This is a genomic window from Eleftheria terrae (genome assembly GCF_030419005.1).
GTDB classification, from domain to species: domain Bacteria; phylum Pseudomonadota; class Gammaproteobacteria; order Burkholderiales; family Burkholderiaceae_C; genus Caldimonas; species Caldimonas terrae.
The window spans coordinates 1-18,665 of sequence record NZ_CP106952.1; the positions used below are offsets into that span (position 1 = coordinate 1).

Here is an 18,665-nt window from a genome sequence, read left to right on the forward strand (position 1 = left end):
AACTCGCGCAGCCGGCGGATCCAGGCGCCATAGCGCTCGGGCGGCAGCCACATCACGCCATCACCGGCGATCTGCTGGAACACCCGCCATGCCGGATGCGTGGGCAGGATGTCGATGCAGGCGAAAGGACCGCCGTTGCCGTCGAACCGGAGCTCGGTGAACGGCCGCACGGCCGCCAAGCCGCCGGCCCCGGTCGATCGGCCCGCGCCCAGCACCAGGGGCGGCTCGCCGAGGGCGATCAGCACCTGGGCGTTGTGCCTGAGGATCGGTCCACGGAAGCTGCACAGCGTGAGCAGGCAGCCCTCGCCGCTGTACATGCGGATGTGCCCTTCGGGCTCCCGCCGGGCACTGCCCGGGGACGCCGCCCGCCGGTCCGCCGCCTTGCCGCCTGCCTTCGATGCCATGCCTGGTTCGCCGGTTAGTCGTGGTTCAGGTTCAGCACCAGTGTGACCCATTGCCCGTCGCGCCACACCTCCACCTCGATCGTCGTTTGCTGCGTCAAGGCCACCATGGATTGCTCGTCGACGGCGGTATTCGCTGCCGTGTCGAGTGTGTAGAGGAGATCGCCCGCGCGCAAGCCGAGCCGCGCCGAAGGGCTGCCCGGCTGCACATGCCGCACGACAAAGCCGCCGCGGGCGCCAGGCTGCAGCGCCACCTCGCGCAGCAGCGCCTCGGCCAGCCGCGGCCTGCGCGAGGTGAGGAGCGCGACGTTCACATCCCGGTTAAGGGCACGGAGGTCGCCTTCCAGCGCTTCTTCAGCGCGGGCCACCGGGTCAGGCCGCCGCACGCTCGGGGGCGTGGCGGCAGACGGCTGCCCCGCACCACCCGGCCCGCGCGAAAGCGCCGCGTGCGTACCCGTTGCTTCCGCCACCGCCGGCAACTCCCCGGCGGGCCGACCGGTGGCCGCTTCAGGCAGAGGCTGCCGGCCAACGGGCAGCGGCGCCTGCGCGACGGGGCCGGCGCCCCACCATGCAAGTGTCGCCGCGAGCGCCAGTGCAACGGTCACGGCAGCCGCGGTACGTCCACCAGCGTGCCAGCCTGGCCTGCGTGCGCCGGCCGAACCTGCGGCCTCGCTCATGGCTGGGTGAAGCTCTTCAGCCAGTCCATCGTGGCCGGCAGCGCCCAGGCGCCGGACCCATACTCGTAGTACGGGTCGACCAGCAGGCCCAGGCACTGGTTGCCATAGAGGCCGCCGGTCCCCATGAAGCAATGGTCGGCATAGAGGTCGGCCACCTGTGCGTCCTTGACCACTGCCCAGCCCGAGCCGTTGCTGCGGAAGCAGCTGGTGCCCGAGCACCCGGTGAGGCCGGTGACGCGCTGCGCCGAGGCGCGCGCACTGGCCTCGGTGCCGCCGACGAACAGGTCGCGTTCGCCGTTGATGATGCGCAGGCGGTCGCTGCTCTGGGTGTGACGGCCGTCGGCCATGCAGGCACTCAGGTCGTAGACGCTGTAGGCCGTGCCGGTGCCCTGGCCGAACGAGGCCTGCACCCGCGGCTCGTGGTTGCGCGAGAGCACCGAGATGATGGAGCCCTGGCTGAGCCCGCCGGTGACCACGCCCTTGGCGCAATCGGCCTTGTCCCGCGCGCACAGGCGCGCGATGGCGCTGCTGGCCCTGGCGGGGTCGAAGATGCAGCGGGCACGCGAGCTGATCGTCGTGCAGCTGCCGAAGGTGCCGTTGTCGTACTCCACGCTGGCCGCCACCATGCCGCGCGCCACGGCGGCGTCGATGGCGGCCTCCGCCCAGTTGCTGCGGTAGCTTTCGCCGGTGCCGCCGATGTAGACGAACACGGGGTACTTGCCCGGCGCACTCGGCTCCTTGCCGGTGATGCGGTAGGTGCTGCCGCAAGACCCGGTGCCACCGGTGTACGTGCTGCTGAAGCTGGTCTGCGCCGCCGCCATCAGCGCGCAGGTGCCGAGCACGAGGCCCGTCATCGCCTTCAGCGCTCGATTGAACTGCATGGACATACGTCTACTCCTTCTGCGTGGATGTCGACGAGCCGGTGCATCTGCGCTGTCCCTGCGGACCCCGGCCGCCAGCGCAAAGTGTCATCGCCGCGACGAGGGATGACTTGTATGGAGCCGGCGCCTCAAACAGGTAAACGTGCGGGTTTACCCGGGCGGCGTGAGCTGGCCGCGCTGCATCTCGCGTCAAGCCATGCCCGCCCTCCCGGCAGCGCGCTCAGCCCGCGCCGCGCCCCTCATCGACGGCAAGCGACTCGATCACGCCACAGAGCCATTGCAATGCCGGATCACGGTCGCGGGTGCGGTGGTGCGCGATCGACACGGTGAACGGCGCGATGTCGAAGGGAAGCGGCCACGACATCAGGCCGAAGTCGCGCTGCCAGAGGGGCGCCAGCACTTCCGGCACGGTGGCCAGGGCGGCCACCTGCTGCAGCACCGGCGGCAGCGACGAGAAGCGCGGGCTGGTGTACGCCACGCGCCGCGCCCGACCCAGTGGCGCCAGCGCCTCGTCCACCGTGCCGTGGAAGGCGCCGCGGTAGGTCACCAGCAGGTGGGGCAGCGCGGTGTACTGCTCGAGCGACAGGCGGGCCTGGCGTCCGCGCACCAGACCCGGCCGGCAGACGCAGCGGAACCCCATGCTGCGCAGGGGCCGGGTGCGCTGCCACGGCGGCCCCTCGGCGAAGGCGCCGACGGCCAGGTCCATCTCCTCGCCGGACAGCATCTCGGCGACGCGGAACGGGTCGGTCGCCACCACCGACAGCTTCACGCCGGGCGCCTGCTGTTGCAGCGTCGCAAGCAAGGGCGGCAGCAGCCAGGCATCCACCCAGTCCGGCAGGCCGAGCAGGAAGGTGCGGGTGGCACTGCGGGGCTCGAACACCGGCACCCGCGACACCGCGGCCTGGATTTCCTCCAGCGCCGGTCCAAGTGCCGCCTGCAGCTCGCGGGCGCGCAGGGTCGGCTGCATGCCACCCTTGCTGCGCACCAGCAGGTCGTCCTTGAACCACTCGCGCAGGCGGGCCAGGGCGCCGCTGACGGCGGGCTGGCCCAGGTGCAGGCAGGCGGCCGCTCGGGAGACGCTCTTCTCTCGCAGCAAGACCAGCAGCGTCACCAGCAGGTTGAGGTCCAGGCCCCTGAAATCGCGTTCCCTGATATTGGTCATCAGATCAATCGATTGGCGTGATGAGAAGCCGGATTGGATCATTCCTCCGGTCTGTTCCGCAACCTTGACGATCCCGTGATCGACATACCGATGAGCACTCCGTCCCTCTCCCTTCGCCACTCCCCTCGCGACTCCCTTCGCCGCTCGCTGCGCAACTTGCTTCTCGCGGCCGGTACCGGCCTGTCGGCGGCACTGGCGCTGACGGCCGCCGGCGCCGCGCTGGCAGCGCCACCTCAGGTGCGCACCCAGGCGCCGGGCTACTACCGCATGATGCTGGGCGACTTCGAGGTCACCGCCTTGTCCGACGGCACGGTGACCATTCCGCTGGACCGCCTCTTGAAGCGCGCCACGCCGGCGACGATCGAAGGACTCCTGCAGCAAGCCTTCCTGACACCGCAGGTCGAGACCTCCATCAACGCCTACCTGATCCACACCGGCAGCCAGCTGGTGTTGATCGACACCGGTGCGGGCGCCCTCTTCGGGCCGACGGCCGGCGGGCGCCTGGTGAAGAACCTGCAGGCGGCCGGCTACCGGCCCGAGGACGTGGACCTGATCCTGCTTACCCATATCCATGGCGACCACTCCGGCGGGCTGACCATCGACGGGCAGGCGGTGTTTCCGAACGCGGTGGTGCGCATGGACCGCCGCGACCATGATTTCTGGCTGAATGCCCAGCACGCGCAACAGGTGCCCGAGAGCGAGCGCCACGCCTTCGCAGAAGCGGCCGCCGTGCTGGCGCCCTACCTGTCACGCCAGCGGGTGCAACCGTTCGAGCCGGGTGCCGAGATCGTGCCCGGCATCCGGGCCGTGGCCGCACACGGCCACACGCCGGGGCATTCGTTCTACGACATCCGCAGCCAGGGACAGCGCCTGCTTGTCTGGGGCGACCTGATCCATGCCAAGGACGTGCAGTTCCCACGGCCGGGTGTGACGATCCGCTTCGACATCGACCACGACGGAGCCGCCGCGCAGCGCCGGCAGGCCTTGTCTGCGGCCGCCCGCGAGGGCACCTTGATCGCCAGTGCGCATGTCGCTTTTCCGGGCCTGGGTCGGGTGCGGGCCATCGGCCGGGGCTACGGTTGGGTGCCGGTGAATTACTCGGTGTCCGGGTTGCGGGACTGAGCCGCCGGCACGGAAAGGGCGAGGCCACACGGGACGACTCCAGTCCTGTGCGCGGTGGCAGCCACTGGATGAAGAGCGCCGGCACGGCCAGCCCGGCCGGCAGCGACCGAGCCCGAGCTCGCGCGCTATCACGCGCCGAGGAGGGCGCTCCGGTTCAGCTTGCGGTGGGCAAGGTCACCAATGTGTGGTCCGCGCCCTGCATCTCCGCATCGATGATGGCGGCGATACGCGTCCAATCGCCCCTTGCAAGACCGGCGCCTATCAAGGGATAGCCCACGCGCCGGCCCGCAAACTGCTCACGCACCGCGGCGAAGACGCTGCGAATGGCGGCGTAGTCGGCCTTGACTCCCTCACCTCGCCAGTCGTACTGCGTATAGGCATTCACGATCACGAAGCTCACGCCCTCGGTGTGGACTTCCGCGGCACTGAAGGTGCCGAGCTTGCCGCGGTCTCCTTTGGTGGTGGCGAGATCAGCGGCATAGGCGGCCGGGAAGCGCTGCTTGATGAGCCGGGCGATGCCGGCGCCCATGTTGCAGAAGCAATTGCAGCCATGGACGATGACGTCGAAGCGTCCCTCCACGGCAAGATCCAGGAGATCACCGGTGATCGTCTTCATCATGTGTAGAGGGTGAGGCGTTGACTCAGTCCGATGGCGCTCGGCATGAGCACCCTCGGTACACGGCAGGGTGCGATCGCCGGGGATCGATTGCCAACTCGGCATTTCGGTTGTATTGTACAACTTGTGAAAGTTGCATTGTACAACCAAGGTGGCGAAGCTGGCCGTCTTTCAAGTGAGCCCCGATCCTCCGTGGTCTGCCCCAACGAGCCGCGTGAACCGACCATCGTGATGTACCGCCCGACCGGCCCGAAGGAGCTCGCCCTGGTCGCTGCTTCCGGCTTCAAGCGCTGGCCGGCGCGCCTGCCGGACCAACCGATCTTCTATCCGGTCAGCGATGAGCGGTATGCCATTGAGATCGCGCGCGACTGGAATGTGCGCAGCAGCGGAGAAGGGTTCGTCACCCGCTTCCGGGTGCGGCGCGCCTTCATGGAGCGCTATCCGGTGCAGCGGGTGGGCGCCAGCCACCACACCGAATGGTGGGTGCCGGCCGAGGAGCTGGAGGCGTTCAACGACCAGATCGTGGGGCCCATCGAAGTGGCCTGGCAGTTCGATGCACGGGGAAGCCATCTTCTGAAGCCGCCCCTTCCGGTCGCGCCCTACCTCGAGCAGCAGGCAGTGTGGCCGGCATCGGGCGAGCACATCCTGGCGCACCATGACGACGAGTCGGTGATCGTCTACCAGGCATACCGGCCGAGCATTGCCCGCTATGCGATCGAGCATGGCCGCTTCGGTGGACCGGACTACCGCTTTTCTCGCATGAGCTGGATCAAGCCGAATTTCCTGTGGATGATGTACCGCTGCGGATGGGGCACCAAGGAAGGCCAGCAGATGGTGCTGGCGTTGCGGCTGCGGCGCGCGTTTTTCGACGAGGTGCTGGCACAGGCGGTGGCCTCCTCCTTCAGCGCCAGCCACCATGCGACGCGAGAAGCCTGGGCTGAGGCGGTCGCAGGGTCGGAAGTCCGCCTGCAATGGGACCCGGACCACGCGCCCAGCGGTGCCCCGGTCACGCGCCGTGCGGTGCAATTGGGACTGCGCGGCTCGATGCTCAAGGCCATGACGACGGACGGCTTGCTGGAGGTCATCGACATGACGGAGTTCGTCGCGTCGCAACGCCCGTGGGCCACCGACGGCTCGGCGGAACTGGTGACGCCGGTGGAGCGGGTGTACAGCGCAGGCGCCGATGCGGCCCGCGCATCCGGGTGAACCGATGCTGGCGCTACCTGGCCACGCGGCTGGCCAGCGACGGGCACTCGCCGAACCCGCCAGCCGCCTCCTTCCACGCCAGCGGATCCGACATGCCGGTGCGCCCTGCATCTTTCGCCGGCCCCTGCGTCTCCTCTCGCCGCTGGCTGCCAGGCCGGTGCGGGGCGGGCCACAGCGTCGTCAGCGCAAGCTCCACGATGGACTCGGTCCAGCGAGGCCGTCTTCCGCAGCAAGAAGATATGCCAGGTGACCAAGTTCCAGCCCTCCCCCAGAGTGGACGTCCCGTGCGCAATCAATCGCCGAATGTGAACCGTCGGCGTTTCCATGCCACGCGGATTCCATGTCTGCCCAGATGAAGGAACTGCCCATGTCCACCCGATCCGCCTTGCGCTTTGGTGCGCCCCTGGTCGCCGCGCTCTGTGCGCTGCACGCCGACGCCGGAAACCGACGCCTTCCGACCGTCGATTTCGACGACGCCCCCCATGTCGTGCTGGAGGGCATCGGTGCCCGGTACTCCGAAGCCGGCTTCGATTTCACCCTCACCGGAGGAGGCTACTTTGTGATGGCCGGCTCGTATCAGCCGGACCTGATCAACAACGGAACGCCCAACCTGTTTTCGGCGAACGACTCGGTGTTTGAAATCACGGCCAGCAACCACCGCCCGTTTTCCCTGCGCGCCTTCGACATCGCCGGCTCCTGGACCGAGCCCTCGCTCTGGTTCCGTTGGGCCAGTGCCGTCGTGCTGACCGGAACCCGTGCCGGGCTGCCCGATCTCCACCACACCGTCACCATGCCGCAGACGGCCCGGTTCACCACCGTGCTGCTCGATTGGGAGGGGCTCAGCTCGGTCACCTTCACGCCGATCGTGAATCCGAGCGGCGGCCCGGCAGACTACGAGTTCACGCTGGACAACCTCTACCTGGCCACCGTGCCGGAACCCGAAACCTGGGGCCTGCTCCTCGCCGGACTCGGCGCCACGCTGGCGCATACCGCCTGGAGGAACCGCCGGCAGCGGCATGCCGGCTGATGGCGTGTGGCCGACCGTGCCGAAGGCGCCGGCCCAGCCGGGGACCACGCGGTACTGCCGCGCACGGCAGTGCCGGTGGACTGGCCCGGGCTGCCATACGCCAGCGTGGTGCAAGCGGCCGTGCGGCTTCGGCCCCGTCCTCGCCTCCATGGCCGACAGGCCGGTCCGGGCCACCACCGGCCGGCTCGTTGGGAGGGCGCCCCCCGTTCCCGACGCTTCCCGGCCCCCTTCCATCACGGGCAGCCGCCCTTGGCGGGAAGCGGGCTCGCGCCGCCGGCACGGCTCTGCCTGGCCAGGGCCGGCACACGGCCTACAGCCGCACCTGCATCTCGCCTTCCACCCTGAAGCGATGGGCCAGGCCGATCGGGTTCACCGGCCGGTCCCGGTAGTGGCGAAAGGCCACGTAGTGCTCGGCAGGCGACAGCCAGTGGCCTTTCTGTGCGTCCACCAGCCGCCAGGCGCCGTCCCAGTGCAGTTCGGCCCAGTTGTGATAGTCCTCGGCTTTGGGGGCAGCATTCGCATCCACCACAAACCCACCGACCATCCGCCCCGGAATGCCACACGCACGGGCCAGCGCCACCACCAGGTAGGCGTACTCGGTGCAGTCGCCGCGGCCTTCCAGCAAGGCTTGCTGCGCACCCTGGTCGCTCTCGACATAACCCGCATAGCTCAGGCCTTGGCGCACCCAGTCGTAGATCGCGCGCGCCGTGGCGGCTTCGTCGGCACGGCGCAGCTGGGCCGCCAGCCGGCGCACCGCTGGCGCGTCCGCTTCGATGTAGCGCTCCGCCGCCAGCCAGGCCGCACGCTCGGGCAGGTCGCCCGGCAGCGGCGCGTCCCGCATCTCCAGATCCAGCAGCAGCGTCAGCGTGCGGGCACCGTAGGGCGGGAGCCGGTCCAGCGGCAACTCCAGCACCGTATGGCGCAGCGGATCGCGATGCAGGCGGTGCTCGCCCGAGACCCGGGCCGCCACCAGCCGCTGCGTCGGCGTCTCGGCCAGCGGCAGGTACATCCACAAGCGCTGTGGTCCCAGCTCGCGTCCGAAGGGGTTGCTCAAGGTGAGGGCAAAGCGCAGCTGCCGCGGCACCACCACACCGGCCGGGCCCTGCAGGACCGGCGGAGATGCCCGGGCAGCACCGCCTGCCAGCGCCAGGCAGGCGGCACCGGCACGCAGCCAGGCACGACGGCCGGTGCAAGGCGACCGGTCCATGCTCACAGGCCGCAGGGCGGTTGTTTGGGGCCGCGCTGCTGCGCCAGCCACACCGCGTTCTGGCTGCGCAGGTAGCGCAAGAACACCTGCGCCGGCTCGCGGTACACCCACACCGGCGCCGGCTGCAAGCCCCGCTGCCATTCGGCCACCGTGGCGTCCGGCGTGCCGGCCGGCGCCACCAGCACCAGCGCGGCAAATGGCGCGCGTCGCAGCTCGGCAGCCCGGCGGGCCAGTGCCGCCTTCAGCGATGCCAGGTTCATCTGCGGCAGCAACAGGGCCTCGGGCAGGTCGCTCTGAAGGGCCGACTGCTCGGCAGCGATCAACACGACATTGCCCTCGAAGCGGCTCTCCTGCCACAGGCCCGCGGCATCCAGGAGCCCCGGGCGGCCGGCCGCCGGAGGACGGCCTTCCACCGGCTGGCCTTCACCGAGCCAGCGCGGCATGCCGCCGCGCAGCACGTGCACCTCGCGGAACCCGCGCTGCTTCAGCTCGGCACAGGCGGCGTACAACTCGCGCTCGCCCTGCCCGTTGCCAACCAGCACCACCGGCTTGTCGCGCCAGTAGGGCTTGCTGCGCAGCTCCGTCAGGCCGACGGGCATGCTGCCCGGGATGCGGTAGCCGTCCCGCTCGGCCGCACTGCGGGTGTCGGCCAGCAGCAGGCCGGCACGGCCGCTGGCCGCCTGCAGCTGTTGGACAGTCCAGGCGCAGGACAGGTCCGGCGCGGCCTCACGGCCCGCGCGAGCGGTATCGGCTGCGGCCACCGGGTCGCGCCGGCATTGCTCGCCCGCCGGGGCAATGCCCTGCAGCGCGGACGGCATCACGGTGCCGTCGTGGCGCTGCGCCCGGGCACCGTGGAGGCACAGCGCAAGGCAGACCAGCGCCATCGATCGGGCAACGACGGAAGCGGGAAGAGGCACTCGGGTCATGGCAAAGGCGGCGGCACCGCGGCACTGGCCGCCGGCGCGAGGCCGGAGGCGGTGTCCGGCGGCAGGCGCAGCAGCAGGTCAGGGGGATAGGTGAACACCCAGTCGCTGATCTTCCGGGCGTTGCGAAAGCTCATGTCGTCGGGCTCGAAGCGGTCCTGCTTGATGGGCGTCCTGGTTGACAGCGAATGCAGGCCGACCAAGCGGCCGTTGAGCCGCACCTCGCCCCACTCGGCCTTGCCGGTCATGGGGTCCACGAACACCTTGCGCAGATGCCGCGTGATGCCGGGCGTGCGGTTGTCCTTGAGCAGGTCGTCCAGGCTGGCCGGGTACTCGCCCATGCCTGCGCTGTGGCGCGAGTAGTACCGGCCCAGTGCGTTGCGGAACTGCCGGCCGATGGCCAGCAGCTCGCGCTCGCGCTCGCGCTGCTCGGCGGTCGCCGCCACATCCAGGCCCACCGCGGTGCCGAGGCCGAGCAAGGCCACCAGCAACAGCATCCACACATAGGTGAAGCCGGCCTGGCGGCACCGGCGCAGCGGCTGCGAGCTAGAAGGCATCGAACGAGCGGCCGTCACTGGCTTGTCCCCTCGCGCCGCTCTTCACATCGGCAATGCCCGGTTGCTCCGGGTCGCTGGAAGGCACGGTGATCCAGCTGCTGTCGGACTCGGTCATCGGGTCCACCGGCACCGCACGCAGGTAGCGCTGCTCCACCAGCTCGCTCAGCTGCTCCGGGTAGCGGCCCTTGTCGGCGTTGAAGCGGTCGATCATCACGCGCATGACCCTCAGGTTCTCCTGCAGCGCGACCTCCTTGGAGCGCTCCAGCGCGCCGAAGTAGCGAGGCAGGGCCACCGTCATCAGCAAGGCCACCACCGCCATCACCACCAGCATCTCGATCAGGGTGAAGCCGCGCCGGGCAGGGCCCACGCCGGAGATGGACCGGGGCTGCTTCACCATTGCGCGTACGGCACGCCGTTCATGCCGACCTTGGATGACTTGGAGTACACGTCGAACACATCCTCGCCCTCGGCCGGGTCATCGGCCGGCGACGCATAGCTGCGCAGCCCCCAGGTCGCCGCCGCCGGGGCGCTCGCGTCGGGATGGAAGGGGTCGCGCGGCAGCTTGCGCAGGAAGTACATCGGCTGGCGTACCGGGCTGCGCTGGTCCGGCACACCCTCCACCAGGCTCTCCAGCGTGCGGGGATAGCCGCTGTCGCCGATCTTGAGCTCGATGCGGCCCTGCTCGGCCGCGCGCTTGTGGGCGTCGATGGCTTCGCGCAGCGCGATCAGGGCGGAGCGCAGCTCCCGCTCCTTCTCGCGCTGCAGCGCGGTCTGCGCCAGTGGCACCGACACCAGCGCCAGCACCGCCATGATGGCCAGCGTCACCATCAGCTCGATGAAGGTGAAGCCGCGCTGCCCGCGCCTCATGCCCGGCCCCGCCTCACGGCAGCACCTGCACCGACCGCTCGGGCGGCAGCGCGGCCGGCACTGCGGGCGCCGGCTCGGGCGAGACCGACAGCAGCCGCAGCCTGGGCGCGGTACCGGCCTTCAAGGCCTTGAACGTCACGGCCACCACGCTGCCCGAGCCGTTCACGCCGGTGTCGCTTGCCGAGGCGGCCTGCCGCACCGCGGCGACGAACACCCGGCCCTGGGCCGCGTCGATGCGGTGGCTGAAGGTGGTGGTGGCATTGCCCTGCTTCAGGAAGCTGCCTTCCTGCACGTTCACCACCTGCAGCGACTGTGCGTCATAGCCCAGCAGCAGCGGCAGGCCCTTGAGGGCCTCCGGCGCAGTGACGTTGAGCACCGCAGTGAACTGCTCGCCGGCCTTCACCTGCTCCGGCAGCTGCCAGCTCAACTGCGGCGCCGCGCCGGCACCCGCAGCAGCCGGCATCGCAGCAGCGGCGCCCGCACTCGCTGTGCCAGCCGTTCCAGCCGTGCCGGCCTGCGGGACGGTCGGCGCCGAGCCCGTTGCCCGCTCCTTCGCAGCACCGGCCTCGGCCGGCGGCGGGGCGGACAGCAGCCGCAGGCTGTCGCTGCCCACGCTGCTCTCGGTGCCCGATTCGAACTCGGCGCTCAGCAGGTCGGGCCGCCGGATGGAGCGCACCACCCGCGGCGTGATCGACAGCAGGATCTCGCTGCGCTGCGTGTCGTCCTTGCGGCTGCCGAACAGGCGACCGAGCATCGGCAGCTCGCCGGCCAGCGGCACCTTGTTGGCGGTGGACCGGTCCTCGTCGCTGATGAGGCCGGCCAGGATCTGGGTCTCGCCGTCCTTCAGCCGCAGCACGGTGGTGGCGCCCCGGGTGCCGATCTGGTAGGACAGGCTGCCGCTCTTGCTCAGCACCTCGCGCACCAGGCTGGAGACCTCCAGGTTGATCTTGATGGCCACCTCCTCGTCGAGGTAGATGTTGGGCTCCACCTCCAGCTTGAGGCCCACGTCCACATAGTTGACCGACTCGGAGACGAAGCCGGTCGAGGTCGAGGTGGTCGTGATCACCGGCACCCGGTCGCCGATCATGATCTTGGCCTTTTCCTTGTTGCGCACGCGGATGCGCGGGTTGGCCAGGATGTTGCCGTCCTGGTCCTCCTTGCGTGCGCTGATGGTGAAGCCGCCGGTCGAGGCCTGGATGCTGCGGCCGTCCAGCCCCCGCAAGGCGTCCAGCGTCAGGCTGGCCCCCTGGGCCTGCAGCGGCGAGAGGCTGAGCCGGTCCGGCCACTGGATGCCCAGCTCCAGCAGGCGGGAGCGCTTGATTTCCAGCACCTCGACTTCCAGCATCACCTCGGGGTCGCTCAGGTCCTGCAGCGCGACGATGCGCTCGGCCATGCGGATGGCGTCCGGCGTGTCGCGCATGATGATCAGGCCCAGCCGCTCGTCGACCACCAGGTCCTTGGTCTTCACGATGGTCTTGATGGTGTTGGACACCGCCTTCACGTCGGCATTGGTCAGGTAGAAGGTGCGCACCGACAGGGTCTGGTAGTCCTTCAGCTTCTGCGGCGTGTTGGGGTAGATCAGCACGGTGTTTTCGCTCAGCACCTTCTGCTCGAGCTGGTTGGTCACCAGGATCAGGCGCACCGCCTCCTCGATGGAGGTGTTCTTGGCCAGGATGCTGGCCTTCAGGTCGGGCCGCAGGTCCTTGTCGAAGAAGAAGTTGAGCCCCGACACCTTGGCGATGACGTCGAACACCGAGCGCAGCGGCGCCTCGCGGAACTCCAGCGTGATGGGCTTGCGGTAGACCGCCGCCAGCCGCGCCTCGGCCTTGTGCTCGCGCACCTGCACCTCCTCGATGCGCGCCTTCAGGTGCAGCGCCTCCTTTTGCCGCGGGTTCTCCGCCAGCACTGGCCGCAGCGCGTCAAGCGCCTGCTGCAGGTTGGCCTCGCCGCCTTGCTTGAAGAGCGCCTCGGCCTCGGCCACCCGCTGGCGGTGCCGGCGGTCCACCACCACCGCCTCCACCCCCTGCTGGGCCAGCGCATGGTGGGGGTCAATGGCCAGTGCCTGCCGGTAGGCCTTCTCGGCATCCGCGGGGCGCCCCTCGCGCCGGGCCGCCTCGCCGCTGGCCACCAGGCGGTTCACGGCCGAACCGCGCTGGGTGGACAGCGCAATGCGGTACTCGGCATTGCGCGGCTCGTGCTTCACCGCTTCCTCGAGCTTGGCCAGGCCTTCGTTGACCTTGCCTTCGGCCAGCAGCTCGCGGCCTTGCCGGTAGGCCGCCGGGCCGGCACAGCCGGCCAGCAGCGCCAGCAGGCCGAGCAGCACGGCCGGCCTGCGCCACGCCCCCACGCCGGTCAACACCCGCTGCTGCCGCGGTCTTGCTTCTGCAATTTTCGTCAAGCTCTCACCCTCCCTGCCCGCTGCCGAGGTCCAGGGTCTGTCGTTGGTTCGTCGGCAGGTGGAGCAGGGTCAGGACCCCGCCCTCCAGTCCTTCCACCTTGTAGTGCTCGGCGATCGTGTCGCCGACGCGCACCACCAGGCTCTCGTCGTTGTGCTGCAGGAACACCACCGGCTCGCCGCCACCGGCCTCGGCATAGCGGCCCAGCACGGTGAACGGCAGCGGCGGCGGGCCGGCGGGCTCGGGCGGTGCCGCCGGGGCCGCGACCGCCGCCACCACCGTGGCAGCCGCCGCCGGCACGGGCGCCGCCGGCGCGGGTGACCACCCGGCGCGCGCGAAGGGCCAGTCGCCGGCGTCTTCGCCATCGGCCGGGCCACCGTCGCGCGGCCGGATGCGCAGCACATGGGCCGCGGCCTGCCGTGCCGGCGAAGCCGGCGCCGAGGCCGCCGACGGCGGCGCGGCCCCGCCGCTGCGCGCCACCGGCGCCACCAGCTCGGCCTCCTCCTGCGGCGCGAAGTAGGCCGCCAGGAGGGTGGCCGCCAGGGCAATGCCCAGTGCCAGGTGCTGCCGCTTCATCGCCCGCTCCCGGCCAGGGCGGCTGCCGCCTGCGGTGCTGAGGGGCCGTCGGCACGCCCCGGCAGGCGGGTCAGCAGCACCCATTGCATGCGCGCCTCGATCTCGCCGCTGCCGGCATGCTCGCGCTTGAACTGCACGGACTCCAGCGCCAGCGTCTTCTGCTGGCGCAGGGCGCCGGTCATGAACCGATGGATGGCCTGCGCGTCGCCGCGCAGCGGCAGCGTCATGCGGTAGCGCAGGAAACCGCCCTGCGGCTCCGGCTGCGCCTTGTACTCGCCGCGCTTGAGCACCAGGCCCTCGCGCTCGGCCAGCTGCAGCAGGTCCTGCAAGGCAGCGGCCATGTCCTGCGATGGCGGCAGGTAGGCATCGAAGGCACCCAGGCGCGAGCGATCGTCGTCCACCGGCTGCAAGGCCGGCTGCGACGGCTCGGCCTGCGCAGCCACCCAGCGCGCCTGCACCTGCAGCAAGCGGGCCAGCTGCTGTCGCTGGCTGGCCTGCGCGATCGCCGCCGCGAGCAGGCAGCAGGCGACGAGCCCGCCCAGGGCGCCCCAACGGCGCCAGGCTGCCCGCAGGGCCCGGCGCACGGTCCATCCGGCGCGGCTCGCGGCGATGCCGCCTGCGGCCTGCATCAGTGCGGCCATGTCAGTCCTGCCATGTCACGTCCACTCGAAATCGATACCAGGCGCGGCCCTCCACCTCGACCACCTCGTGCTGAACCAGGTAGGCGCCGGTGAAGGGCGGCCGCTCCGCCAGGAAGGCGAGGTAGCGGGCCATGTCGCCGCCGTTGCGCGTCTGCGCGGTGAGCTTGGCCGAGAACTGCGCGCTGGCGCCTTCGGGCGTGGAGGCGGTGTCGATCGCCAGCAGCGCCACCTCCAGGTCGCGGGGCGGTTGCGCAGCGCGCAGCAGCGCGGCCATCGGAAAGTTGAGCTGCCGGATCGCTGCGTTCACCACCCGGACCCGGCCCTGCTCCTCGCGGCTGAGGGCCTGGGGGCCACGCTCCACCGGCCGGGGCCGCAGCTCGGCCAGGGCCTGCTCGGCCGCCGCCAGCTGCCGCACCGTGCCGGCGGCCTGCCACAGCGCGGCCGACGCCAGCAGCAGCGCCGCAGCGACCATGGCCAGCTGCAGCGGCGTCGCGGCCACCGGCCGCTGCACCGCATCCAGCGGATGCCGCGCCCGGCGCCCGGCCAGGGCGAGCGCGGCAGCCGTGTGGACCGGGGTGGCGCCGCGGGGCGACCAGGCCTGCATCGAGAGCGCCTGCAGCGCCGGCACGCCAGGCTCCGGCGGCGCGCCGCGCAGGTCGAGCACCGGCAGCTCCGGCAGGCTGGCAGCAGCCGGCTCGCGCAATTGCAGGCGCCGCCACTGCACGGCCAGGCACTGCTCGGCCAGGCCATCCTGCCCGTCATGGCCTTGTTGGGCGCGCGGCGCCCAGTGGCCCTCATTGCCCAGCGACAGGCTCAGCCAGCCTGGCTCCAGGACGCCAAGCGCCGGCCGCCGCGGCCCGCCTTCCCGCTGCAACGCCTGCCAGGCAGCCGCACCCAGCGGCATGACGGACTCCAGCCGCAGCCGGTGCCGTGCTGCCACCGACCGCAGCGTATCGACCAGCAAACGCGGGAAAGCCACGGCCGCGCAGGGCTGGCGCCAGCCCGCCTCGTCGCAACGCACCTCGTCGTCGGCCCCCAGGTCGAAGCCGCCCGCGAGCAGCTGCGCCCGCAGGTAGGCGGCCGCGCTGGCCGGGCGGGCCAGCTCGGCGCTCCAGGGCACCGTGTCGGTGGCCAGCCAGCGCTCCGACACCAGCACGCGCAGGCCGCCGCGCGGCCGGCTCCCGCGGGCGGACTCGGGCACCGCGGCGGCGTGGGGCGCAGCTTCGCCGTCGGCTCCCGTCTCCTGCATCGTGTGCTGCAGCGTCCCTTGCACCGCGGCCTGCACGGCCGCCTGCACTGCGGCCAGCGCCGCCGCCAGGCTCGCCCCCGCCGCCGCGTCCATCGCAGCGGCGATCGGCACCAGCGATCCCGCATCGTCCAGCAGGCGCGCGCCGCGATGCCACGCCCCCTGCACGGCGGCGGCGCCGATCACCAGCACCAAGCCTTCGTCAGCCCGCCACACGGCCCACCTCCTCCAGCGTGGTGTCGCCACTGGCCACCCAGCCGAGGGCCACGCCACGCAACGGGCGCAGGCCGGCGCGCTGGGCATGCTCCTTCAGCACCGAGATGGGGGCCTGGGAGGCGATCAGCTCACGCATCTCGTCGTTGAGCTGCAGCACCTCGGCCACCGCCTTGCGGCCCTTGTACCCGGTGCCGCGGCAGTGGCCGCAGCCGCTGCCGGCGCGCAGCCGCCAGCCGGACAGGTCCTGCCCGAGCAGGCCGGCGTCCTGCAGCGCCTCAGGGCTGGGCTCGACCTCCACCAGGCAGTGCGGGCAGTTCATGCGCAAGAGGCGCTGGGCCACGATGCCGTTGAGCGCCGCCGCAAAACTGTAGGCGTCCACCCCCATATGCAGGAACCGGCCCAGCACGTCGAAGACGTTGTTGGCGTGCACCGTGGTGAACACCAGGTGGCCAGTCAGTGCGGCTTGCACCGCGATCTGCGCGGTCTCGTCGTCGCGGATCTCGCCGACCATGATCTTGTCGGGATCGTGCCGCAGGATGGAGCGCAGCCCGCGGGCGAAGGTCAGGCCTTTCTTCTCGTTGACGGGGATCTGCAGCACCCGCGGCAGCCGGTATTCCACCGGGTCCTCGATGGTGATGATCTTGTCGCGGCCGTTGTGGATCTCGGTGATGGCGCCGTACAGCGTGGTCGTCTTGCCCGAGCCGGTCGGCCCGGTCACGAGCACCATGCCGTGGGGCTGCGCCGCCAGGCGGCGGATGGCGGCCATGGTCGCCGCATCCAGCCCCAGGTGGTCGAGCCGGAGGCTCTTGGCCTGCTCGGTCAGCGACTGCCGGTCGAGCAGGCGCAGCACCGCGTCCTCGCCGAAGATGTTGGGCATCACCGAGACGCGGAAGTCGATGTCGCGGCCGTTGACCCGCACCTTGAAGCGGCCGTCCTGCGGCACTCGCCGCTCGGCAATGTCCAGCTCGGCCATCACCTTGATGCGCGAGACCACCTGCTCGGCCATCTCCTGGCCCTGCACCTGGGTGATGGGCACCAGCACGCCGTCCAGCCGGTACTGCACATGCAGGCAGCCCGCGTCGCATTCCAGGTGGATGTCGCTGGCCTGCAGCTTGAGGGCGTCGTAGATGGTGGAGTTGACCAGGCGCACCACCGGGTTCTCGTCGTCGCTGATCGAGGACAAGGTGATGACGGCGGCGACTTCCTCGCTGCTGGCGCCGTCGGCCTGGGCGGCGAAGCCGTCCATCGCGCGCAGCTGGCTCTCCTGCTGGGTCAGGTAGGCCTGCAGGTCGTCCGGATGGGCCAGCACCACCCGCACCCCGGCGCCTGGCTGCAGGCCGATGCGGGCCAGCGCCCAGCGCTCCGAGCCGGCATCCAGGGGGTCGGCCAGCACCAGGCAGGCCCGCCCGCCCGAGGGGGCGCCGTACAGCACACGGCGCTGCACGCATTCGGCATAGCCGATGCGCTCGAAGCGCGGAAGCAGGCCGTGCAGCTCGGCCATCGTCAGGACGGGGTAGCCGAACAACTCGCCCAGCGCCGCCATGACGGCATGGCCGTCCAGGCCGGTGAGCGTTTCCAGGCAGGCCAGCAGCGGCCGCTCCTGGCCCGCAGCGAGGACCCGCGCCTCAGCCAGCAGGGCCGGCGTCACCGCGGCCTGCGCCGGGCGCGGCTGCACAGGGTTGGCGAGCGTCATTGCAGGCTTCCGGCAAGTTCGAAGATCGGCATGTACATCAGGACCACCACGGTGCCGATCACCACGCCGATCACGGTCATCAACAGCGGCTCGAGGAGCTTGGAGGCCCAGTCGATCCACCGCGCGAATTCATCGTCGTGGAACCGCGCGGCGCGCTCCAGCATCTCGGCCATCTGGCCGGAGCGCTCGCCCACCTTCAGGAGCGATTCGGCGATGGGGCTGGCCAGCCCGGCCGCCACCAGTGCCACCGACAGGCTCTGCCCCTGCTCCACCGCCAGGCGGGCGGCCGCCAGCCGCACCTGCTGCGCGGAGCTCAACAGGCCCTGCACCATGCCCATGGCGCGCGGCAGCGAGATGCCGGCCGCCAGCAGCAGGCTGACGGCACGGTAGAAGCGGGCCAGCCGGAACACCTCCGACTGGCGTGCCAGCCAGGGCAGCCGCAGCACCTGCGAGAGCAGCGCCGCCCGCCGCTCCGGTGCCGCCAGTGCCCAGCCCAGCAGGACCAGGCCGGCCAGCAGCGCGGGCAGCACCACCATCCAGTGGCGGTGGATGAGCTGGCCGAAGGCGAGCAGCAGCGCCGACATCCACGGCACGTCGCGCCCGGCCGACTCGTAGACGGCGCTGAAGCGCGGCACCACGTAGCCCAGCAGGAACAGGGTCACGAAGCCGCCCACCGCGAGCAGCATCAGCGGATAGATCGCGGCCGACACCAGCTTCTTGCGGATCACCTCGAACTGCAGCTGGTAGGCGATGTAGCGGGCCAGCGCATGGGGCAGGTCGCCGGTGCGCTCGGAGGCACGCACGGTGGCCACGTAGACGGCCGGGAAGTGCTGCGGCCGTTCGCCCAGCGCGTCGGACAGGGCCCGGCCCTCGCGCAGCGCCGTCAGCAGTTCGGCCAGCACGCCCTGTACCGCCGGCTGCCGCTCCTTGGCCTGCAGCGCGGCCAGCGCCTCGGTGAGGTTGAGGCCGGCCTCCAGCAAGGCCAGCAGCTCCTGGCTGAACAGCAACAGCGGAAAGCGCCCGGCCCGCGTGGCCGCCGCACTCGCCTGCAGCACCGGCGTCTCGATGGCCAGCACCTGCAAGCCGCGCGACGCCGCCTGCCGCACCGCCTCAGCGGTGCTGGCGGCACGGAACTCCAGCACCTCTTCGCGCGATGCCGCACCGCGCACGCGCAGCCGCACGCTGGCCGGGGCCATGCTGCCGGCGGCGGCAGCCGGCGCGGCAGGGCCGAGGGAGGGGGCGGCTTTCATG

General features: G+C 71.0%; 19 protein-coding genes and 1 pseudogene. 4 read left to right on the forward strand and 16 right to left on the reverse strand.

The genetic code is table 11. From position 1 onward, the window contains the following. The 4 genes from N7L95_RS24460 to N7L95_RS24475 form a co-directional block, all read right to left on the reverse strand. Positions 1–404: hypothetical protein (locus N7L95_RS24460; protein ID WP_301260237.1), on the reverse strand; the 404-nt coding region annotated here is incomplete at its 3' end. A 14-nt stretch (positions 405–418) separates the two neighbouring features. Beyond that, positions 419–1,006, reverse strand: coding sequence for a PDZ domain-containing protein (locus N7L95_RS24465; RefSeq protein WP_301260238.1), 588 nt, complete (start codon positions 1,004–1,006; stop codon positions 419–421). Positions 1,007–1,074: 68 nt separating this feature from the next. Next, positions 1,075–1,965: a hypothetical protein gene (locus N7L95_RS24470; RefSeq protein WP_301260239.1), complete on the reverse strand. Its 891-nt coding sequence runs from the start codon at positions 1,963–1,965 to the stop codon at positions 1,075–1,077. Positions 1,966–2,179: 214 nt separating this feature from the next. After that, a complete protein-coding gene (locus N7L95_RS24475) occupies positions 2,180–3,121 on the reverse strand; it encodes a LysR family transcriptional regulator (RefSeq protein WP_301260240.1) in 942 nt (313 codons plus the stop codon). A gap of 90 nt (positions 3,122–3,211) precedes the next feature. Here N7L95_RS24475 and N7L95_RS24480 point away from each other — a divergent pair, with 90 nt between their 5' ends. Then, the gene (locus tag N7L95_RS24480; RefSeq protein WP_301260241.1) at positions 3,212–4,243 is read left to right on the forward strand and encodes an MBL fold metallo-hydrolase; all 1,032 of its coding nucleotides are present in this window, start codon (positions 3,212–3,214) and stop codon (positions 4,241–4,243) included. 154 nt (positions 4,244–4,397) lie between these two features. On the opposite strand, the gene N7L95_RS24485 is transcribed toward N7L95_RS24480, so the two are convergent. Continuing rightward, positions 4,398–4,859 carry a macro domain-containing protein gene (locus tag N7L95_RS24485; protein ID WP_301260722.1) on the reverse strand — a complete coding sequence of 154 codons (462 nt, stop codon included), beginning with the start codon at positions 4,857–4,859 and terminating at the stop codon, positions 4,398–4,400. Between the two features lie 231 nt (positions 4,860–5,090). Between N7L95_RS24485 and N7L95_RS24490 the strand changes: the two are divergent. From N7L95_RS24490 to N7L95_RS24500, 3 genes and pseudogenes are all read left to right on the forward strand, one after another. Continuing rightward, a pseudogene (locus N7L95_RS24490) lies at positions 5,091–5,417 on the forward strand (hypothetical protein); the annotation flags it as partial. A 111-nt stretch (positions 5,418–5,528) separates the two neighbouring features. Beyond that, positions 5,529–6,065, forward strand: a complete 537-nt coding sequence (locus tag N7L95_RS24495; protein ID WP_363324888.1) for a DUF4291 domain-containing protein — start codon at positions 5,529–5,531, stop codon at positions 6,063–6,065. Positions 6,066–6,432: 367 nt separating this feature from the next. After that, positions 6,433–7,092 carry a PEP-CTERM sorting domain-containing protein gene (locus tag N7L95_RS24500; protein ID WP_301260242.1) on the forward strand — a complete coding sequence of 220 codons (660 nt, stop codon included), beginning with the start codon at positions 6,433–6,435 and terminating at the stop codon, positions 7,090–7,092. Positions 7,093–7,402: 310 nt separating this feature from the next. Here the strand turns inward: N7L95_RS24500 and N7L95_RS24505 are convergent, their stop codons facing one another. From N7L95_RS24505 to N7L95_RS24555, 11 genes are read right to left on the reverse strand one after another with little or no spacing between them, the layout of a single operon-like run. Then, positions 7,403–8,299, reverse strand: coding sequence for a transglutaminase-like domain-containing protein (locus tag N7L95_RS24505; protein ID WP_301260244.1), 897 nt, complete (start codon positions 8,297–8,299; stop codon positions 7,403–7,405). A 2-nt stretch (positions 8,300–8,301) separates the two neighbouring features. Further along, a complete protein-coding gene (locus N7L95_RS24510; RefSeq protein ID WP_301260245.1) occupies positions 8,302–9,225 on the reverse strand; it encodes a rhodanese-like domain-containing protein in 924 nt (307 codons plus the stop codon). Next, a complete protein-coding gene (locus N7L95_RS24515) occupies positions 9,222–9,779 on the reverse strand; it encodes a type II secretion system protein (protein ID WP_301260246.1) in 558 nt (185 codons plus the stop codon). Before N7L95_RS24515 ends, N7L95_RS24510 begins: the two co-directional genes overlap by 4 nt. Beyond that, positions 9,769–10,176, reverse strand: coding sequence for a type II secretion system protein (locus tag N7L95_RS24520; protein WP_301260248.1), 408 nt, complete (start codon positions 10,174–10,176; stop codon positions 9,769–9,771). The genes N7L95_RS24515 and N7L95_RS24520 overlap by 11 nt, the downstream gene beginning before the upstream one ends. Beyond that, a complete protein-coding gene (locus N7L95_RS24525) occupies positions 10,170–10,646 on the reverse strand; it encodes a type II secretion system protein (protein ID WP_301260249.1) in 477 nt (158 codons plus the stop codon). The genes N7L95_RS24520 and N7L95_RS24525 overlap by 7 nt, the downstream gene beginning before the upstream one ends. Before the next feature lie 13 nt (positions 10,647–10,659). Continuing rightward, positions 10,660–13,044 carry a secretin GspD/PilQ domain-containing protein gene (locus N7L95_RS24530; RefSeq protein ID WP_301260250.1) on the reverse strand — a complete coding sequence of 795 codons (2,385 nt, stop codon included), beginning with the start codon at positions 13,042–13,044 and terminating at the stop codon, positions 10,660–10,662. A 4-nt stretch (positions 13,045–13,048) separates the two neighbouring features. Then, the gene (locus tag N7L95_RS24535) at positions 13,049–13,618 is read right to left on the reverse strand and encodes a hypothetical protein (RefSeq protein ID WP_301260251.1); all 570 of its coding nucleotides are present in this window, start codon (positions 13,616–13,618) and stop codon (positions 13,049–13,051) included. Next, on the reverse strand, positions 13,615–14,259 hold the full coding sequence (locus N7L95_RS24540) for a hypothetical protein (RefSeq protein WP_301260252.1): 645 nt from the start codon (positions 14,257–14,259) through the stop codon (positions 13,615–13,617). The genes N7L95_RS24535 and N7L95_RS24540 overlap by 4 nt, the downstream gene beginning before the upstream one ends. Before the next feature lies 1 nt (position 14,260). Next, complete coding sequence (locus tag N7L95_RS24545; protein WP_301260253.1) at positions 14,261–15,721, reverse strand: hypothetical protein; 1,461 nt, start codon at positions 15,719–15,721, stop codon at positions 14,261–14,263. After that, the gene (locus tag N7L95_RS24550) at positions 15,708–17,414 is read right to left on the reverse strand and encodes a GspE/PulE family protein (protein WP_301260254.1); all 1,707 of its coding nucleotides are present in this window, start codon (positions 17,412–17,414) and stop codon (positions 15,708–15,710) included. Before N7L95_RS24550 ends, N7L95_RS24545 begins: the two co-directional genes overlap by 14 nt. Beyond that, positions 17,411–18,664, reverse strand: a complete 1,254-nt coding sequence (locus N7L95_RS24555) for a type II secretion system F family protein (RefSeq protein ID WP_301260255.1) — start codon at positions 18,662–18,664, stop codon at positions 17,411–17,413. The genes N7L95_RS24550 and N7L95_RS24555 overlap by 4 nt, the downstream gene beginning before the upstream one ends. Position 18,665: the final 1 nt, after the last annotated feature.

Excerpts from the sequence above, each read along its gene's own strand:
- N7L95_RS24470 (WP_301260239.1), bottom strand. The coding sequence starts at position 1,965 with ATGTCCATGCAGTTCAATCGAGCGCTGAAGGCGATGACGGGCCTCGTG.
- N7L95_RS24475 (WP_301260240.1), bottom strand. The coding sequence starts at position 3,121 with ATGACCAATATCAGGGAACGCGATTTCAGGGGCCTGGACCTCAACCTG.
- N7L95_RS24480 (WP_301260241.1), top strand. The coding sequence starts at position 3,212 with ATGAGCACTCCGTCCCTCTCCCTTCGCCACTCCCCTCGCGACTCCCTT.
- N7L95_RS24485 (WP_301260722.1), bottom strand. The coding sequence starts at position 4,859 with ATGAAGACGATCACCGGTGATCTCCTGGATCTTGCCGTGGAGGGACGC.
- N7L95_RS24500 (WP_301260242.1), top strand. The coding sequence starts at position 6,433 with ATGTCCACCCGATCCGCCTTGCGCTTTGGTGCGCCCCTGGTCGCCGCG.
- N7L95_RS24505 (WP_301260244.1), bottom strand. The coding sequence starts at position 8,299 with ATGGACCGGTCGCCTTGCACCGGCCGTCGTGCCTGGCTGCGTGCCGGT.
- N7L95_RS24510 (WP_301260245.1), bottom strand. The coding sequence starts at position 9,225 with ATGACCCGAGTGCCTCTTCCCGCTTCCGTCGTTGCCCGATCGATGGCG.
- N7L95_RS24515 (WP_301260246.1), bottom strand. The coding sequence starts at position 9,779 with ATGCCTTCTAGCTCGCAGCCGCTGCGCCGGTGCCGCCAGGCCGGCTTC.
- N7L95_RS24520 (WP_301260248.1), bottom strand. The coding sequence starts at position 10,176 with ATGGTGAAGCAGCCCCGGTCCATCTCCGGCGTGGGCCCTGCCCGGCGC.
- N7L95_RS24525 (WP_301260249.1), bottom strand. The coding sequence starts at position 10,646 with ATGAGGCGCGGGCAGCGCGGCTTCACCTTCATCGAGCTGATGGTGACG.
- N7L95_RS24535 (WP_301260251.1), bottom strand. The coding sequence starts at position 13,618 with ATGAAGCGGCAGCACCTGGCACTGGGCATTGCCCTGGCGGCCACCCTC.
- N7L95_RS24540 (WP_301260252.1), bottom strand. The coding sequence starts at position 14,259 with ATGGCCGCACTGATGCAGGCCGCAGGCGGCATCGCCGCGAGCCGCGCC.
- N7L95_RS24550 (WP_301260254.1), bottom strand. The coding sequence starts at position 17,414 with ATGACGCTCGCCAACCCTGTGCAGCCGCGCCCGGCGCAGGCCGCGGTG.
- N7L95_RS24555 (WP_301260255.1), bottom strand. The coding sequence starts at position 18,664 with ATGAAAGCCGCCCCCTCCCTCGGCCCTGCCGCGCCGGCTGCCGCCGCC.